Below are 15,662 nucleotides of genomic sequence, written 5' to 3'. Positions count from 1 at the left end.
GCAGGGCCATCAGGCCGGTGTCAGGCGCTCCACTCCCTGGGCGGTGCCGAGCAGCAGCACATCGGCGCCGCGGGCGGCGAACAGGCCGTTGGTCACCACGCCGACGATGGCGTTGAGGCGGACCTCCATGGCCAGCGGGTCGTCGATCATGAAATCGTAGCAGTCGATGATCTGGTTGCCGTTGTCGGTGACCACCCCCTCGCGGTAGACCGGGTCGGCACCCAGCTTGACCAGCTCCCGGGCCACATAGGAGCGGGCCATGGGAATCACCTCCACCGGTAGCGGGAAGGCGCCGAGGCGCTCGACCCGCTTGGAGGCGTCGGCGATGCAGATGAACGTCTCGGCACAGGCGGCCACCACCTTCTCGCGGGTCAGGGCCGCGCCACCGCCCTTGATCATATGCAAGTGAGCGTTCACTTCGTCGGCACCGTCGATGTAGAAGGGCACCGTGCCCACGGAGTTGAGCTCGAATACCTCGATGCCGTGGCCGCGCAGCCGCTCGGCGCTGGCCTCGGAGCTGGCCACGGCGCCGGCGAAGTCGTGGCGCAGCTCGGCCAGGCGGTCGATGAAGAGGTTGGCGGTGGAGCCGGTACCGATGCCGAGCACGGTGTCGCGATGCAGCTGGGGGCGAACCTCGGCGATGGCGGCCGCGGCGACGGCGTCCTTGAGCTGGTCTTGGGATAGGCCGGCCTGGGTCATGGGGCACTCTCCTTGGGTGGCGTGAATCGGCGGGATGGGTGGGAATGCGGTGGGGCGTCATTATAGGCCAGCGGGGCTCGCCTGCCGATGCCGGCGGCTGGACGCCAAGGCTGCCGGAATGCTACCAATAGGGGTTGCCTCGCAGCGCAGCATTCGCGTTGCCTCCTCTCGCGTCACGCCTCTGGGATATCAGGATGCTCGAAGCTACCGTCAAGAAGATTCTCCAGGCCCGGGTCTATGAAGCCGCTCGGGAAACGCCGATCTCGCCGGCCCCCTTCCTCTCCCGTCGCTTCAACAACACCATTCTGATCAAGCGCGAGGACCTGCAGCCGGTCTACTCCTTCAAGATTCGCGGCGCCTACAACAAGATGGCCCAGCTCAGCGAGGCGCAGAAGGCCAAGGGCGTGATCGCGGCTTCGGCGGGCAACCACGCCCAGGGCCTGGCGATGGCGGCGAAGCAGATGGGCGTCAAGGCGATCATCGTGATGCCGCGCATTACCCCGGAGATCAAGGTGGCCGCGGTGCGTGCCCGGGGTGCCAAGGTGGTGCTCAAGGGCGACGCCTTCGCCGAGGCCGCCGCGCATGCCCAGACGCTGATCGAGGAGCACGGCTACACCTATATCCCGCCCTTCGATGATATCGACGTGGTGGCGGGTCAGGGCACCATCGCCGTGGAGATCCTGCGTCAGCACGGCGGCCCGCTGGACGCCATCTTCGTGCCGGTGGGCGGCGGCGGCCTGATCGCCGGCGTGGCCGCCTACGTCAAGTACCTGCGCCCGGATATCAAGGTGATCGGCGTCGAGGCCGAGGACAGCGCCTGCTTCAAGGCGGCACTGGAGGCGGGCAAGCGGGTGACCCTGGATCAGGTGGGGGTGTTTGCCGAGGGGGTCGCCGTGGCTCAGGTCGGCAAGGTGCCCTTCGATATCGCCCGGGACCTGGTCGACGAGGTCATCACCGTCAATACCGACGAGATGTGTGCGGCGGTGAAGGACATCTTCGAGGACACCCGGGCGGTCTCCGAGACTTCCGGCGCGCTCTCACTGGCCGGCCTCAAGAAGTATATCCAGCAGACCGGTGCCGAGGGGCAGACCCTGCTGTGCATCAATTCCGGGGCCAATACCAACTTCGACCGCCTGCAGCATATCGCCGAGCGCACCGAACTCGGCGAGCAGCGCGAGGCGATCCTGGCGGTGACCATCCCCGAGCGGCCGGGGAGCTTCAAGAAGTTCTGTCGCACCATCGGCAAGCGCATGGTCACCGAGTTCAATTACCGCTACGCCGACCCCGACAACGCGCATATCTTCGTCGGGGTGCAGGTGAAACCCGGTGGCGAGGACCGCCAGGCGGTGATCGACAGGCTACGCGATGCCGGCTACCCGGTGGAGGACCTCACCGACAACGAGCTGGCCAAGCTGCATATCCGCCACCTGGGCGGCGGTCGTCCCAAGCAGCAGTTCGACGAGGAGGTCTACCGCTTCGAGTTCCCGGAGCGTCCCGGAGCGCTGATGAACTTCCTTACCCACCTGCCCCATGACTGGAACATCTCGCTGTTCCACTACCGCAACCATGGCGCCGCCTACGGCCGTGTGCTGGTGGGCATGCAGGTGCCCAATGGCGACCGCTCCCATGTCGAGGAGTACTTCGACGCCATCGGCTACCGCTACTGGAAGGAGTCGGACAACCCCGCCTATCGGCTGTTCATGGCCTGAAGCCTCTGCGAAGGCGCGGGTAAGCGCTGACTCACGCCGGGAGGCTTGTCAACCGGCGGTTTCACGATATGAACGTTGAGGCTCGACGGTTGTCTTGGCGGCAGAGTCGGCCTATAGTCTGCGGCGTTAAATTTCTCATTACCCGGAGTCGACGATGAAGCGCAAGCCCGATGTGGTCATGGCCCTGGTGCTGCTGTTCGGTGTTGGTGTCGTGGCAACCGGTTATGCCCAGGCCCTGGTAGGAAACTGATCGCGAATTGCCGACCCCTGTCCGCATGCAACGGGCCGATGCCAGCTGGCATCGGCCCGTTCGTATTCTGGTCTCAAGGCCGTACCAGCCGAGCGTCGCTGACGATGGCGTCCAGCGGCACGTCCCACGGCTCCACCGGCAGCGAGTCGACCCGCTGACAGTCATGGGCCAGGCCGACCAGTCGCGGGCGCGGCCCCGGGTGACGGGTAAAGGCCAGGGTGCGGTCGTAGAAGCCGCCACCCATGCCCATGCGCTGGCCGGCGTCGTCGAAGCCCACCAGCGGCAGCAGGATCAGGTCCAGGGCCCAGGCCGCCAGGCGCCGGGCGCGATGGGCGCCATGACGGGTCTCGGGCTCGGGGATGCCGAAGCGGTTGCGGACCATGGGCGTATCGGCATGGTAGTGCACGAACCACAGGCGATTGCGTGACAGCGGCTTGAGCACCGGCAGATGAACCCGGGCGCCACGGTGCCGGAACCAGTCGATCAGGGGGGTGGGGTCGATCTCGCCGTCGTTGGGCAGGTAGAGCGCCACGCGGCGGGCACGTTGCACTTCGGGCAGGCGGCTCAGCCTGAGGCACAGGTGTTCGCTGGCACGTCGACGCTGTTCGGGCGTCAGGGCGCGGCGGCGGCGGCGCAGTTCGCGACGCAACTCACGGCGTGAGCCATCGAAGCTCTCGAGAGAAAGGGGTGCGGCGGGTGTCGGCATGAGTCGTGTCATGTGGACGAGGTTCCCCAGAGTGCCGCTGTCGTTCTGGCCCTTGAACCCAGTGGTTCAAGGTGGGTGGCCGCAGCCGAACCGTCAGGCTTTCCGACGCACGGACATGCACACGGGTCCGGCTAGCATATGGCCCCCTGGGTACTGCGCATAGGCTCGAGGGACGATAACGACTGGCAAACACCCCAGGGAACGACTTCATCGTACCAGAGCCGGTGAGGGGCGGCCAATGGATTCCGGGGACCGGGCTCAGCGCGGCTCCGGGGTGCCGGCCAGGGCCTGTTCCAGGCGCTCGCTCAGGGCATCCAGGCTGCGCTCCCCCTCGCGCTGGTTCTCCAGCGTCTCGAGCAGCTCATGGGTGATATTGAGCGCCGCCATGATGGCGATGCGCTCGCTGCCCAACAGGTTGTTCTGGGCGTGGATGCCGGTCATGGCGCGATCCAGGTAGCGGGCCGCACGCTCCAGCTTGGGCTCTTCCTCGGGGGCGCAGGCGATGACGTAGCTGCGTCCCAGCAGGGTGATCTCGGCGGTCGGCCGTGTTGCATCGCTCATCGGGGGGCTCCGGATCGACCCGGCAGGCCACGCGGGCCGCGCGTCCCTGGGGGCCGATGCGTTAACATCCAGTCAATACCGCATGGCCAGCCACTATAAGAGAGGCCTTCTCGAGCGGTCAACGCGCGGTGTCGATTAGCGACCCGTCCCCGCCCGGCCAGCCACCGTCTATTCGGACACCATTCATACAGGCACCAGGAGCCCCCATGTCACTGATCGACGAACGCCAGGACTTTTCCACCATCGCCGACCTCTTCCTGCTCCACGGCAGCATGCAGTCACCGGCCTTCCTCGACGGGCGGCTGTGTGCCCGGCTCGCAATGCACGATATCGACCCCGCTGCCTGGCTGGAGGAGGTGTGCCTGGTGCTGGGCGTCGAGCAGCCGCGTGACGAGCCCTCCGCGGAGCGCTTCCTGGCCTGGCGCCGCCAGACCCTGGATGCCCTCTCCGGAGGCGAGCTCGGCTACGAACCGCTGCTGCCCGATGAACTCTTCTCGCTGGCCGAGCGTGCCCGCGGTCTCAAGGAGTGGACCCAGGGCTTCCTGGAGGTGATCGAGGATGCCGGCGAGGCGCCCCGGGAGGCATGGTCCACGGCACTGCGCGAGGCGCTGGAGGACCTGGAGGGGATCGCCGCCATGCCCGCCGATCTCGAGGAGAGCGCCGAGAACGAGGGCGACCTCTTCGCCCTGGCCGAGCACGCCCGCATGGCGGCCATGCTGTTATACACCGAGCAGCATCCCGGCAGGCCCCAGGTCGAGGATGCCGAAACCCCCACCCGCCACTGAAACACCATCATCGACAAGGAGTCCCCATGCTGCCCGAGACCCTGCCGCGCCCGGCGCCGATCGCCAATGCCGACTATCGACTGCGCCGCCAGGCGTTGATGGCCGCCCTCCCCGCCGACAGCGCCGTGCTGCTGCCCGGTGCCTCCCTGGTCACCCGCTCGCGGGACAGCGAGTTCCCCTTCCGCCAGGACAGCGACTTCCACTACCTCACCGGCTTCCCCGAGCCCGATGCCCTGCTGCTGCTGCTCCCGGGGCGTGACGAGGGCGAGAGCGTGCTGTTCTGCCAGGATCGTGACCCGACGCTGGAGGCCTGGACCGGCATCCGGCTGGGCGCCGAAGGAGCCGTCCGTGAGCACGGCGTCGACCAGGCCTTCGAGAACGCCGAGCGCGGCGAGCGCCTCGCGGCCCTGCTCGATGGTCGCCGCACGCTCTACCTGGCGCTGGACAACGAGCAGGCGCTGGCCCTGGCCGAGGAGGTACGCGCCGAGCTGGTGTCGCGGGTGCGGCGCGGGGCGCGCCCCCCCGAGGCCTTCGCCGATGTGGCACCGCTGCTCCATGAGGCGCGGCTGGTCAAGAGTCCGGCGGAGCTGGCCCTGCTGCGGCATGCCGCGGAGATCTCGGCGCGTGGTCACCTGCGCGCCATGCGTGCGTCGCGCCCCGGACTCGCGGAGTACCAGCTACAGGCGGAGCTGGAGCATGAGTTCCGCTGGCAGGGTGGCAGCGGTCCCGCCTATGCCAGCATCGTCGGTGGCGGCGCCAATGCCTGTGTGCTGCACTACATCGAGAATCGCGCCCCGCTCAACGACGGTGACCTGGTGCTGATCGATGCCGGGGCCGAGTTCGAGCTGTATGCCGGCGACATCACGCGCACCTTTCCGGTCAATGGCCGTTTCAGCGATGCCCAGCGGGCGCTCTACGCGGTGGTGCTGGGGGTCCAGGAGCGTGCGGTGGCCGCGGTGCGCCCCGGCACCACCCTGGCGGCGATCCACACCGAGGTGGTCCGCGGCCTGACCGAGGGGCTGATCCACCTGGGGCTGCTCGAGGGCGAGGTGCAGGCGCGCATCGATGACGAGAGCTACCGGCGCTTCTACCTGCACTCTACCTCCCACTGGCTGGGGCTGGATGTCCATGATGTGGGGCTCTATCGCCGCGATGGTGAACCCCGGCCGCTGGTCCCGGGCATGGTGCTCACCGTGGAACCGGGGCTCTACATACCCGCCGACGACGACATACCCGAGGCCTTGCGTGGCATCGGCATCCGCATCGAGGACGATGTCGTGGTGACCGACGAGGGACACGAGGTACTGACCGCCTCCGTCCCGAAATCGGTAGAGGCTATAGAGGCGCTGATGGCTGGTAAGTGATCGCTTCATCAGGTCTGTTGCTTTCTTTATGTAATGTACATTATGAAATATTCAGCTGAGGTGGCGCCATGAGCCCCGGTACAACATCTCCTGGTACAGCATCGGACACGAAGACGGTGGATATCGCCATCGTCGGTGGCGGACTGGTGGGGGCCAGCCTGGCCTGTGCACTGGCACCGCTGATCGAGCGGCACGGGCTATCGGTGGCGGTGATCGAGGCGTCGCCCATCCTCGACCTGGCCTCCGCCCCCTGGCAGCCCAGCTTCGATGCCCGGGCCAGCGCGATCTCCCTGGGGACCGCCCTGCACTTCACCGACATGGGGGTGTGGCCGGAGATGGCCGAGGAGGCCGCCGCGATCCGCCGCATCCATGTCAGCGAGCGCGGTCACTTCGGTGCCACCCGCCTCGATGCCCGGGAGCTGAGCGTGGAGGCGCTGGGCCATGTGGTCCCCAATGCCTGGATGGGGCGTGTGTTGCACCGGCGCCTCACGGGATTGCCGCTGGCCTGGTACTGCCCGGACCGGGTGGAGACGATCGAGCCGGCCGAGGGGGGATATCGCCTGACGCTCGACTCTGGTGCCAACCTCCAGGCCCGTCTCACGGTGCTGGCCGATGGCGGGCGCTCGGGGCTCAAGGAGCGCCTGGGCATCGCCAGCGATGCCCGGCCCTATGACCAGGTGGCGCTGATCGCCAGTGTCGAGATGAGCCGCCCCCACCAGGGGGTCGCCTGGGAGCGTTTCACCCGCGAGGGGCCGATCGCCCTGCTGCCGCTGCGCGGGCAGACCATGGAGCTGGTGTGGACCCACGCCGCGGGCGAGGAAAGGCGACGCCTGGCCCTCGCGGAGGGCGACTTCCTGGCCGAGCTGCAGGCCGCCTTCGGCGATCGCGCGGGTCGCTTTCGGCGCGTGGGCAGCCGCCACGCCTATCCGCTGAGCCTGGTCACGGCGCGTGAGACGACCCGGCCGGGGCTTGCGGTGCTGGGCAATGCCGCCCATGCCCTGCACCCGGTGGCCGGCCAGGGTTTCAACCTGGCGCTGCGCGGGGTCATGGACCTGGTGGCCTCACTGGAGGCGGGGCTGGCGGCGGGACGGCCGGTCGGTGATGCCGGGGTGCTCGAGGCGTTCGATGCCCGGCGCGACGCCGACCGTCGCAACGTGATCCGCTTCAGCGACGGCCTGGTGAGACTGTTCGGCATCGACAGCCGGCTCCTCGGCCATGCGCGAGCCGCCGGGCTGATCGGCCTCAACCTGGCCGGCCCACTGCGACGTGACCTGGCCAGGCGCGCCATGGGGCTGGAGAGGTGAGGGTTGGAGAGATGAGTGCCGCACAGCAGGAGCATAAGGATGCGAGAGGGAGCGAAGGCATGAGGGATGAAGGCGAGGAGAGGACAACCGGCCCGGGGGAAGACCACCATGAGGTGATCGTCGTCGGCGGGGGGATGGTGGGGGCCGCGCTGGCGGTGCTGCTCGGCGAGGCGGGGGTCAAGGTGGCCCTGGTGGATGCCAGGCCGGCCCTGCTGGACCCCGAGGCCGTGGGGCGTGGCCGACCGGCGCGCCGCGTGAGCGCATTGACGCCGGTCTCGCAGCGGCTGTTGGAGGGTCTGGGTGCCTGGTCGTGGATGGCCGCGCGGCGGGTCAGTCCCTATCGCTACATGCAGGTGTGGGACGCCGAGGGCAGCGGCGAGGTCGATTTCTCCGCCGACCAGGCCGGCCTGCCGGTGCTCGGGCATATCGTCGAGAACGACGTCACCCTGGCGGCCCTGGAGCGGCGCCTGGTGGCGCTGCCCTCGGTTCATCTCTGCCTGGGGGCCCGGGTCGAAGGGCTGGAGGGCGGCGCCGGGGAACGGCGCGTCCTGCTGGCCGACGGTCGGCGTTTGAATGCCCCCCTGGTGGTGGCCGCGGATGGCGCCCGCTCGCCGCTGCGCAACCTGGCGGGCATCGCCGTCAGCGAGCGCGACACCGGCCACGTGGGCCTGGTGACCACGGTGCGCGTCGCGGCGCCCCATGGCGAAGTGGCGCGGCAGGCCTTCCTGCCCGGCGGACCGCTGGCCTTCCTGCCGCTGGCGGTGGACGGGGACGAGCAGCACTGCTCCATCGTCTGGTCCACGTCACCCGCCGAGGCCGAGCGCCTGGCCGGCCTCGAACGCGAGGCGCTGGGGGAGGCGCTGGCGGCGGCCATCGACCACCGCCTGGGGGAGGTGACGGTGCTGGATGAGGCGGTGGGCTTCCCGCTGGTGCAGCGCCACGCCGAGCGCTACACCCTGCCCGGCTTCGCCCTGGTGGGCGACGCCGCCCACGGCATCCATCCCCTGGCCGGCCAGGGCGTCAACCTGGGGCTGATGGATGCCGCGGTGCTGGCCGAGGAGCTGCTGGCGGCACGCCAGCGCGGCGTGCTGCTGGGTGACGAGCGGGTGCTGGCGCGCTATGCCCGCCGCCGCCGCGGCGACAACGCCGGCATGCTGGCGCTGATGGACGGCTTCCGCCTGCTGTTCGGGGCGCGCCACCCGGCCCTGTCACTGGCGCGCAACCTGGGGCTGAGTGGCGTGGATCGGTTGGTCCCGCTCAAGCGGCTGCTGCTGCAGCAGGCCACCGGCCAGCGTGGCCGGCTGCCTGCCAGTTGCCGCTGACCGGGGAAGCCGTTCAGCGGTCGCGCTGGCGAATCACGTCGAGGGCCTTGAGCAGGTTGAGGGCCTCGCCGAGCTGGTAGTCATCGCGTAGCCGCTCGCTCAGTTCGGCCCTCTCCCGTGGGGCGTCCCGCGAGCCGAGGTGGCCCTCCAGATCGGCCTCGCGGACCCCACGGCCATTCTCGGTCACCTCCACTCGCCCCCGCACCACGCGGACATCCGGCTCGATGCCCTGGGCCTGGATGGAGCGGCCGCCGGGGGTGAAGTAGAGCGCCGTGGTGAGCTTGAGCCCCTCGCCGTTGCCCAGCGGCATGATCTGTTGCACCGACCCCTTGCCGAAACTCTCGGTGCCCATCACCACGCCGCGGCGCTGGTCCTGGAGGGCGCCGGCGACGATCTCCGCCGCCGAGGCGCTGCCGCCGTTGATCAGCACCACCAGGGGGACATCGGGGGCCGCGGTCCTGGCGTTCGCCGAGAAGCGCATCTCGGTATCCGGCAGGCGGCCCTCGGTATAGACGATCAGCCCCTCGTCGAGGAAGGCGTCGGCCACCGCTACTGCGGCCTGCAGCACGCCGCCGGGGTTGTTGCGCAGGTCCAGCACCAGGCCGTCGAGGTCGCCGTCGCGCTCCAGCTGGCGGATGTGTTCGCTCACCTGGTCGCCGGTTCGGGTCTGGAACTGGCTGACGCGCAGGTAGCCGAAGCCGGGTGCCAGCAGCTCGCTCTTAACGCTCTCGGTGCGGATGTTCTCGCGCGTCAGGGTGACGCTGCGCGGCGAGCTCTCGCCCTGGCGCATGATGGTCAGCTCGATCTCGCTGCCCGGTTCGCCGCGCATCAGCTCCACCGCCTCCTGCAGCGACATGCGCTCGGTGGGGGTGTCGTCGATGCGCAGGATCAGGTCCCGGGCCTGCAGGCCGGCACGCGAGGCCGGGGTATCGTCGATGGGGGTGATCACCGTCAGCTGGTCATCCTCCATGCCCACCTCGATGCCGATGCCGCCGAACTCCCCCTCTGTCGACTCGCGCAGGCTCTGGAACGCCTCACGGTCGAGGTAGGCGGAGTGCGGATCGAGCTCGCTGAGCATGCCGCGCATGGCGTTGCGCAGCAGGCTGGTGTCATCGACCTCCTCGACGTAGGCGCGCTTGATGCGCTCGAATACCTCGGCGAAGGTCTGGATCTCGGCCACCGGCAGCTCGTCATCGACACTCTGGGCCGGTGCCGGCAGTGACAGCAGGGCCAGGGGCAGCGCCAGCAGGGCCAAGGGCAGCAGCCCGGTCAGCAGGCGCCTGGGGGAACGTGAGCGGGGAGACCTGCCCGAGTGAGGAAGCGCTGGGTGCATGCGAACTCCGCTGTTCCGAAACGGTGAGCGACCAGCATAGCCCGCCGCCGGCGTGCATGGAAAGCGACGCTCAGCGGCGGGCGATCCATGACTGGGGGTCGATGGGGTCGCCGCCGCGGCGTACCTCGAAGTAGAGCGCCGGGCGTTGCTGACCGCCGCTCATGCCCACGGCTCCGATCACCTCGCCGCGTGAGACCGGGCGGCCAACCTGAGCCGTGAAGTGCTGCAGGTGGGCGTGGAGGGTCATCACCCCGTCGCCGTGGTCGATGATCAGCAGGTTGCCGAAGCCGCGCAGCCAGTCGGCGAAGACCACCCGGCCGGCGTGCACGGCGCGCACCGGGCTGCCCTCGGCGGCGAGGATCAGGATGCCGTTGCGGTGCACCGCATCGCCGGCGCCGAAACGCGAGGCGATGTTGCCCTGGATCGGCCAGGGCAGCTCGCCGCGGGTGCGCTCGATGGCGGTGGAGGGCGGCGGTCGCTGCAGGCGGGCCAGCTGCTCCTGCACCTCGCGCAGCACCTGTTCGGCGCGCTCGCGGTCCTGCTCAAGGGAGGCGAGCCGCGCCGCCTCGCCGCTGTGACGGCTGTCCAGCTCCTCGACCAGGGTGGCGCGTTCACGCATCTGCTCGGCCAGCTGGGTGCTGCGCTCGGCCAGTTCCGCGGCGAGGGCGTCGAGGCGCTCGCCGCGAGCCTCGAGCTCGCGGCGGGTCTCGGCCAGGGCCGCATCGAGGCGCGCCAGCTCGTCGAGTCGCTCGCGGCGGGCCCGGGCCAGGTCGTTCAGGTAGTGCTGGAGGCGATCCAGCCGCGCCGGATCGTCCTGATTGAGCAGCAGCTTGAGCTGGGGCGAGCGGCCCAGGCGGTAGAGGGCGTCGAGCTGGGTATGGATGGCCTCGAGCTGGGCGGCGCGCTCGGTCTCGAGTTCGTCGCGGCGCGCCTGGAGGGTCTCCATCTCGGCACCCAGCTCGCGTCGCTCGGCCTGGAGTTCATCGAGTCGCCGGTGGGTGGCGGCCAGCGACGTCTCGATCGCCTCCAGCTGGCGCGCCGCCTCGTCGCGGGCCTCGCGGGTCGCCGATACGCGCTGGCCGGCCTCCTCGATGGCCTCACCGATGGCATCGAGACGCTCCTGCACGGCCTCTTCGCTGGGCTGGGCCGCAAGCGGGCCCGCCAGGCAGAGCATCAGCAGCAGCGTGCCGAGGGGGGCGGCAGGCCTGGCCATCCGTCCGCTCAGTCGAACTCGATAAGGGCGTGGCCGCTCATCTCCTCGGGAATCGGCTGGTCCATCATCGCCAGCAGGGTCGGGGCGATGTCGCACAGGCTGCCGTCGTCGATCAGCCGCACCGGACGCTCGCCGACATGGATCAGCGGCACCTCGAAGGTGGTGTGGGCGGTCTGGGGGGCGCCGGTCTCGGGATTGACCATCTGCTCGGCGTTGCCATGGTCGGCAGTGACCAGGCAGGCCCCGCCGGCACGCTGGATCGCCTCCACCACCCGGCCCACGCAGCCGTCGACGGTCTCGATGGCCTTGACGGCGGCGTCGAAGTCGCCGGTGTGGCCGACCATGTCGCCGTTGGCGTAGTTGCACACGATCAGGTCAAAGCGGCCCGAGTCGATGGCCTCCACCAGGCGGTCGGTCACCTCGTGGGCGCTCATCTCGGGCTTCTCGTCGTAGGTCTTCACGTCCCGGGGCGAGGGCACCAGGATGCGCTCCTCGCCCCGGTACTCGGCCTCGCGCCCGCCGGAGAAGAAGAAGGTGACGTGGGGATACTTCTCGGTCTCGGCGATGCGCAGCTGGGTCAGTCCGCGGCTCTCCATGACCTCGCCCAGGGTGTTGTGCAGCGCCACCGGCGGGAAGGCCGCCGGTGCGGGGATGTCGGCGGCGTAGCGGGTCAGGGTGACCAGGCCCTCGGCGGCGAGCCGGGGATGCACGCGGCGCGTGAAGCCATCGAAGGCCTCATCGACGAAGGCCCGGGTCAGCTCCCGGGCCCGGTCGGCGCGGAAGTTCATGAACAGGGCGGCGTCGCCCTCCTCGAGGGTGATCGGCACGCCCGCCGGGCGCACGCTGGTGGCGGCCACGAACTCGTCGGTCTCGCCGCGCTCGTAGGCGGCGCGCAGCCCCGCCTCGGCGCCGGCAACCACGTGCTCGCCTACGCCCTCGGTGAGCAGGCGGTAGGCCTTCTCGACACGATCCCAGCGGTTGTCACGATCCATGGCGAAGTAGCGGCCGATGATCGAGGCCACGAAGCCGTTGTCGGCGCCGACCAGTTCGGCCAGGCGCGCATTGGTGCGTTCGATGGAGGCCAGGGCGCTCTGGGGCGGCATGTCGCGGCCATCCAGGAAGGCGTGCACGAAGATGCGGGTGGCGCCGCGGCGGGCCGCCAGCTCGGCAACGGCAAGGATATGCTCCTCGTGGCTGTGCACGCCGCCCGGCGAGAGCAGGCCCAGCAGGTGCACCGCCCGGCCCGCGGCCACGGCCGCGTCGATGGGCGCGGTCAGGATGGCGTTGGTGTCCAGGTCGCCATCCTCGATGGCCTTGGTGATGCGCGTGAAGTCCTGATAGACGACTCGCCCCGCGCCGAGGTTCATGTGGCCCACCTCGGAGTTGCCCATCTGGCCGTCGGGAAGGCCGACGTGGCGGCCGTCGGTATGGATCAGGGTATGGGGGTGCTCGGCCCACAGGCGGTCCATCACCGGCGTATTGGCGGCTTCCACGGCGTTGTTGGCCGGGTCGGGGTTGTGGCCGTAGCCGTCGAGGATGATCAGGGCGACGGGGCGCGGGGGAGTGGCGGTCATGGCGAGTGTCCTCGAAGCTGGATAGACGCGACCCGGCCCGGTTGGCGGCTGTAACCGGAAGATCTCGCGCCGGGCGTTCGGGGTCGCGGCAGGAATCGTGTTGCGGCATCATATCGCAGGCGGCATCGTGCGTCATGGCTCCACGGCGCTCGACATCCGTGGCGAATCGCTGCGGATGGCCTGATTTGTCGGCGCCCACCTCGTGTATACTGGCGCCCGCTGTGCGCCAATCGCGCCCCTGTTTCCGTGCACCGAGACGAGAGTTTTCGCACCCATGATCGATCAGCTGTTTGAATTCGTGCAGAACCACCCGCTGCTGGTGGGCGCCTTCCTCCTGGTGCTGACTGCCTGGGTCCTCTACGAGGCGCGCAACAGCGCCTCCAACGGCGTGACCTCCGGCGAGGCGACCCAGCTGATCAACCGCGAGGACGCGGTGGTGCTGGATACCCGCGAGGCCGGCGACTTCAAGGCCGGACATATCGCCGGCGCCCGCAACATTCCCCAGAGCCGCATCGACGAGCGCATGGGCGAACTCGAGAAGCTCAAGGACAAACCGATTATCGTGGCCTGCAAGACGGGCCAGTCCGCGGGCGTGACCGTGGCCAAGCTTTCCAAGGCCGGTTACTCTCGGGTGCTCAAGCTCAAGGGCGGCATGATGCAGTGGCAGGCCGATGGCCTGCCGGTCGTCAAGAAGTAGCATTTCCTATCGTACAAAAGGACCTTTCCCATGGCGGAAGAGAACAACCCGGGCGCCGACGGCCAGGCCGCCGGCCAGCAGGACAAGCCGCAGCTGCAGTTCGCCGTGCAGCGCATCTACGTCAAGGATATCTCCTTCGAGGCACCCAACTCGCCGTCGGTGTTCCAGCAGCCCTTCAAGCCCAAGGTGGGCCTGAACCTGGATACCACCAGCGAGAAGGTGGGTGATGGCCTCTATGAGGTGGTGATCAAGGTCACCGCCCAGGTGACCCACAGCGAGGAGGGAACCACTTCCTTCCTGGCCGAGCTCGAGCAGGCCGGCCTGTTCCGCATCACCGGCATCGAGGGCGAGCAGCTCGACCACACCCTGGGCGCCTTCTGCCCCAATGTGCTCTTCCCCTATGCCCGCGAGTGCATCGATAACCTGGTCAACCGTGGCGGCTTCCCGCCGCTGATGCTGGCGCCGGTCAACTTCGAGGCGATCTATGCGCGCAAGAAGCAGCGCGAGGCCGAGCAGGCCCAGGGCGCCGAGACGACCCAATAACGCAGCACCGTGGCCCTGAAGTGAAGATCAAGCCATGATCAAGAGATCGCCGCGTATCCACGTCGCCGCCGACCTTCGTGTCGGCGGCGACGTCGTTCTGCCCGAGGGGCCGGCCCGCCATGTGGCACGCGTGCTGCGCCTGGGCGAGGGGGCCGCGTTGCGGCTGTTCGACGGTGCGGGCCTCGAGGCCAGTGCGGTGCTGGTGGAGGCCTCGCGCAAGCGGGTGGTGGCGCGTATCGAGTCGGTGGCGCCCGGTACCGCCGAGTCGCCGTTGGCGGTGCACCTTGGCCAGGCGATCTCCAAGGGCGATCGCATGGACTATGCCATCCAGAAGGCCGTGGAGCTCGGCGTGGCCGCCATCACGCCGCTCTACACCGAGCATGGTGACGTGCGCCTCAAGGGGGAGCGGGAGGCGAAGAAACTCGCCCACTGGCAGGCGGTGGCGGCCAGCGCCTGCGAGCAGTGCGGACGCGCCGTGGTGCCAGCGGTGAACCCGCCACTCGCCCTGGCCGAGTGGCTGGCCGGGCGCGACGAGACGCTGCGCCTGGTACTGCATCCGGATAGCGCCGGGGCGCTGGCGCAGCAGTCGGCGCCCGCGAGCGTGGCGCTGCTGATCGGCCCCGAGGGTGGGCTGGCCGAGGGCGAGGTCGTGGCCGCCCGCGAGGCCGGCTTCGCACCGCTCTGCCTGGGGCCGCGCATCCTGCGTACCGAGACCGCCCCGGTGGTGGCACTCAGCCTGCTGCAGTACCGTTTCGGGGACCTCGACGGGAACGGCTGACGCTGCCGTCCCCCTCTTCGCCACCGCTCGACGCCGCCCATCCTCCGCCGGTCAGACCCCGGCGGCATCATCCATTTTTCAGGGAGCCCCCTCATGTCCGATTCACGTGAACCGCGCACGCCGCACCCCGCCGCCGGGCGACGCTACCGGGCGCCGAGGTGTGACGTGGGCGAGGTGGCCTACCTGGAGGTGGTCACCGTCAACGACACCGGCGCCTTCCTCGACTGGGGGCAGCCCCGCGACCTGCTGTTGCCCTACGGGGAGCAGCGCTTCCGCCCCAGCGTCGGCAAGCGGGTGCTGGTGCGAATCTACACGGACCAGCAGGGACGGCCGGTGGCCTCCCAGAAGCTGGAGCGCTTCGTCGCCGATGAGGCCGAGGGGCTCGCCGCCGGCGATGAGGTGATCCTGGTGATCGCCGAGCAGACCGACCTCGGCCTCAAGGCGGTGGTCAACCATCGCTTCTGGGGCGTGCTCTATCGTGATGACCTGACCCGGCCGCTGCGCCGTGGCCAGCGCGTTACCGGCTACATCAAGCGCCTGCGTGACGATGGCCGCCTGGACCTCTCGCTGCTGCCCCCCGGCGAGGCGCGCCTGGACGTGGTGGGCGAGGCCGTGCTCAAGGCACTGCGCGAGAGTGGCGGCTACCTGCCGCTGGGCGACAAGAGCGACGCCGCCGAGATCAAGGCGCGCCTGGGGGTCAGCAAGAACGCCTTCAAGCAGGCCATCGGCCGCCTCTACAAGCGCCGACTGATCAGCCTTTCGCCCACCGGCATCCGGCTGGCGCCCGGCGGCGAGTAGCCGGCATACTGGCCCCATCCATACTC

15 protein-coding genes and 1 other RNA gene are annotated in these 15,662 nt (G+C 69.4%); 9 read left to right on the top strand and 7 right to left on the bottom strand.

Going from position 1 to position 15,662, the window contains the following annotated elements:
* Positions 1-9: 9 nt before the first annotated feature.
* The gene (gene rpiA / locus GRB96_RS08520) at positions 10-699 is read right to left on the bottom strand and encodes a ribose-5-phosphate isomerase RpiA (protein WP_161431748.1); all 690 of its coding nucleotides are present in this window, start codon (positions 697-699) and stop codon (positions 10-12) included.
* A gap of 194 nt (positions 700-893) precedes the next feature.
* Between rpiA and ilvA the strand changes: the two genes are divergently transcribed.
* On the top strand, positions 894-2,408 hold the full coding sequence (gene ilvA / locus GRB96_RS08515; protein WP_161431747.1) for a threonine ammonia-lyase, biosynthetic: 1,515 nt from the start codon (positions 894-896) through the stop codon (positions 2,406-2,408).
* Positions 2,409-2,731: 323 nt separating this feature from the next.
* Here ilvA and GRB96_RS08510 read toward each other — a convergent pair whose 3' ends face one another.
* The 3 genes from GRB96_RS08510 to GRB96_RS08500 form a co-directional block, all read right to left on the bottom strand.
* Positions 2,732-3,376 (bottom strand): 5-formyltetrahydrofolate cyclo-ligase, encoded by a 645-nt coding sequence (locus GRB96_RS08510; RefSeq protein WP_240894145.1) that lies wholly within the window; start codon positions 3,374-3,376, stop codon positions 2,732-2,734.
* A gap of 7 nt (positions 3,377-3,383) precedes the next feature.
* Positions 3,384-3,568, bottom strand: a non-coding RNA gene (gene ssrS, locus GRB96_RS08505) — 6S RNA.
* 54 nt (positions 3,569-3,622) lie between these two features.
* Positions 3,623-3,925, bottom strand: a complete 303-nt coding sequence (locus GRB96_RS08500) for a cell division protein ZapA (protein ID WP_161431746.1) — start codon at positions 3,923-3,925, stop codon at positions 3,623-3,625.
* 206 nt (positions 3,926-4,131) lie between these two features.
* On the opposite strand from GRB96_RS08500, the gene GRB96_RS08495 reads away from it, so the two are divergent.
* The 4 genes from GRB96_RS08495 (at position 4,132) to GRB96_RS08480 (ending at position 8,700) form a co-directional block, all read left to right on the top strand.
* The gene (locus tag GRB96_RS08495) at positions 4,132-4,710 is read left to right on the top strand and encodes a UPF0149 family protein (protein ID WP_161431745.1); all 579 of its coding nucleotides are present in this window, start codon (positions 4,132-4,134) and stop codon (positions 4,708-4,710) included.
* Between the two features lie 26 nt (positions 4,711-4,736).
* Positions 4,737-6,074 (top strand): Xaa-Pro aminopeptidase, encoded by a 1,338-nt coding sequence (gene pepP / locus GRB96_RS08490; RefSeq protein WP_161431744.1) that lies wholly within the window; start codon positions 4,737-4,739, stop codon positions 6,072-6,074.
* A gap of 68 nt (positions 6,075-6,142) precedes the next feature.
* The gene (ubiH, locus tag GRB96_RS08485; RefSeq protein WP_161431743.1) at positions 6,143-7,378 is read left to right on the top strand and encodes a 2-octaprenyl-6-methoxyphenyl hydroxylase; all 1,236 of its coding nucleotides are present in this window, start codon (positions 6,143-6,145) and stop codon (positions 7,376-7,378) included.
* Between the two features lie 59 nt (positions 7,379-7,437).
* Positions 7,438-8,700: a UbiH/UbiF/VisC/COQ6 family ubiquinone biosynthesis hydroxylase gene (locus tag GRB96_RS08480; protein WP_161431742.1), complete on the top strand. Its 1,263-nt coding sequence runs from the start codon at positions 7,438-7,440 to the stop codon at positions 8,698-8,700.
* A gap of 13 nt (positions 8,701-8,713) precedes the next feature.
* On the opposite strand, the gene GRB96_RS08475 is transcribed toward GRB96_RS08480, so the two are convergent.
* The 3 genes from GRB96_RS08475 to gpmI all read right to left on the bottom strand — a co-directional run bounded on the left by GRB96_RS08475 (position 8,714) and on the right by gpmI (position 12,820).
* On the bottom strand, positions 8,714-10,033 hold the full coding sequence (locus tag GRB96_RS08475) for a S41 family peptidase (RefSeq protein ID WP_161431741.1): 1,320 nt from the start codon (positions 10,031-10,033) through the stop codon (positions 8,714-8,716).
* 70 nt (positions 10,034-10,103) lie between these two features.
* A complete protein-coding gene (locus tag GRB96_RS08470) occupies positions 10,104-11,246 on the bottom strand; it encodes a murein hydrolase activator EnvC family protein (RefSeq protein WP_240894144.1) in 1,143 nt (380 codons plus the stop codon).
* A gap of 8 nt (positions 11,247-11,254) precedes the next feature.
* Positions 11,255-12,820: a 2,3-bisphosphoglycerate-independent phosphoglycerate mutase gene (gene gpmI, locus GRB96_RS08465; protein WP_161431740.1), complete on the bottom strand. Its 1,566-nt coding sequence runs from the start codon at positions 12,818-12,820 to the stop codon at positions 11,255-11,257.
* 274 nt (positions 12,821-13,094) lie between these two features.
* Here gpmI and GRB96_RS08460 point away from each other — a divergent pair, with 274 nt between their 5' ends.
* From GRB96_RS08460 to GRB96_RS08445, 4 genes are all read left to right on the top strand, one after another.
* Entirely contained in the window at positions 13,095-13,517 is a 423-nt protein-coding gene (locus GRB96_RS08460; protein WP_161431739.1) for a rhodanese-like domain-containing protein, read from the top strand.
* A 30-nt stretch (positions 13,518-13,547) separates the two neighbouring features.
* Positions 13,548-14,060 carry a protein-export chaperone SecB gene (gene secB / locus GRB96_RS08455; protein ID WP_161431738.1) on the top strand — a complete coding sequence of 171 codons (513 nt, stop codon included), beginning with the start codon at positions 13,548-13,550 and terminating at the stop codon, positions 14,058-14,060.
* A 34-nt stretch (positions 14,061-14,094) separates the two neighbouring features.
* Entirely contained in the window at positions 14,095-14,838 is a 744-nt protein-coding gene (locus GRB96_RS08450) for a 16S rRNA (uracil(1498)-N(3))-methyltransferase (protein WP_161431737.1), read from the top strand.
* Between the two features lie 93 nt (positions 14,839-14,931).
* Entirely contained in the window at positions 14,932-15,636 is a 705-nt protein-coding gene (locus tag GRB96_RS08445) for a CvfB family protein (RefSeq protein ID WP_161431736.1), read from the top strand.
* Positions 15,637-15,662: the final 26 nt, after the last annotated feature.

It is taken from the genome of Halomonas alimentaria (assembly GCF_009902005.1).
GTDB classification, from domain to species: Bacteria; Pseudomonadota; Gammaproteobacteria; order Pseudomonadales; family Halomonadaceae; genus Halomonas; species Halomonas alimentaria.
The sequence above is the reverse complement of the archived record's forward strand: the minus strand, read 5'-3'. Positions and strand labels throughout refer to the sequence as shown.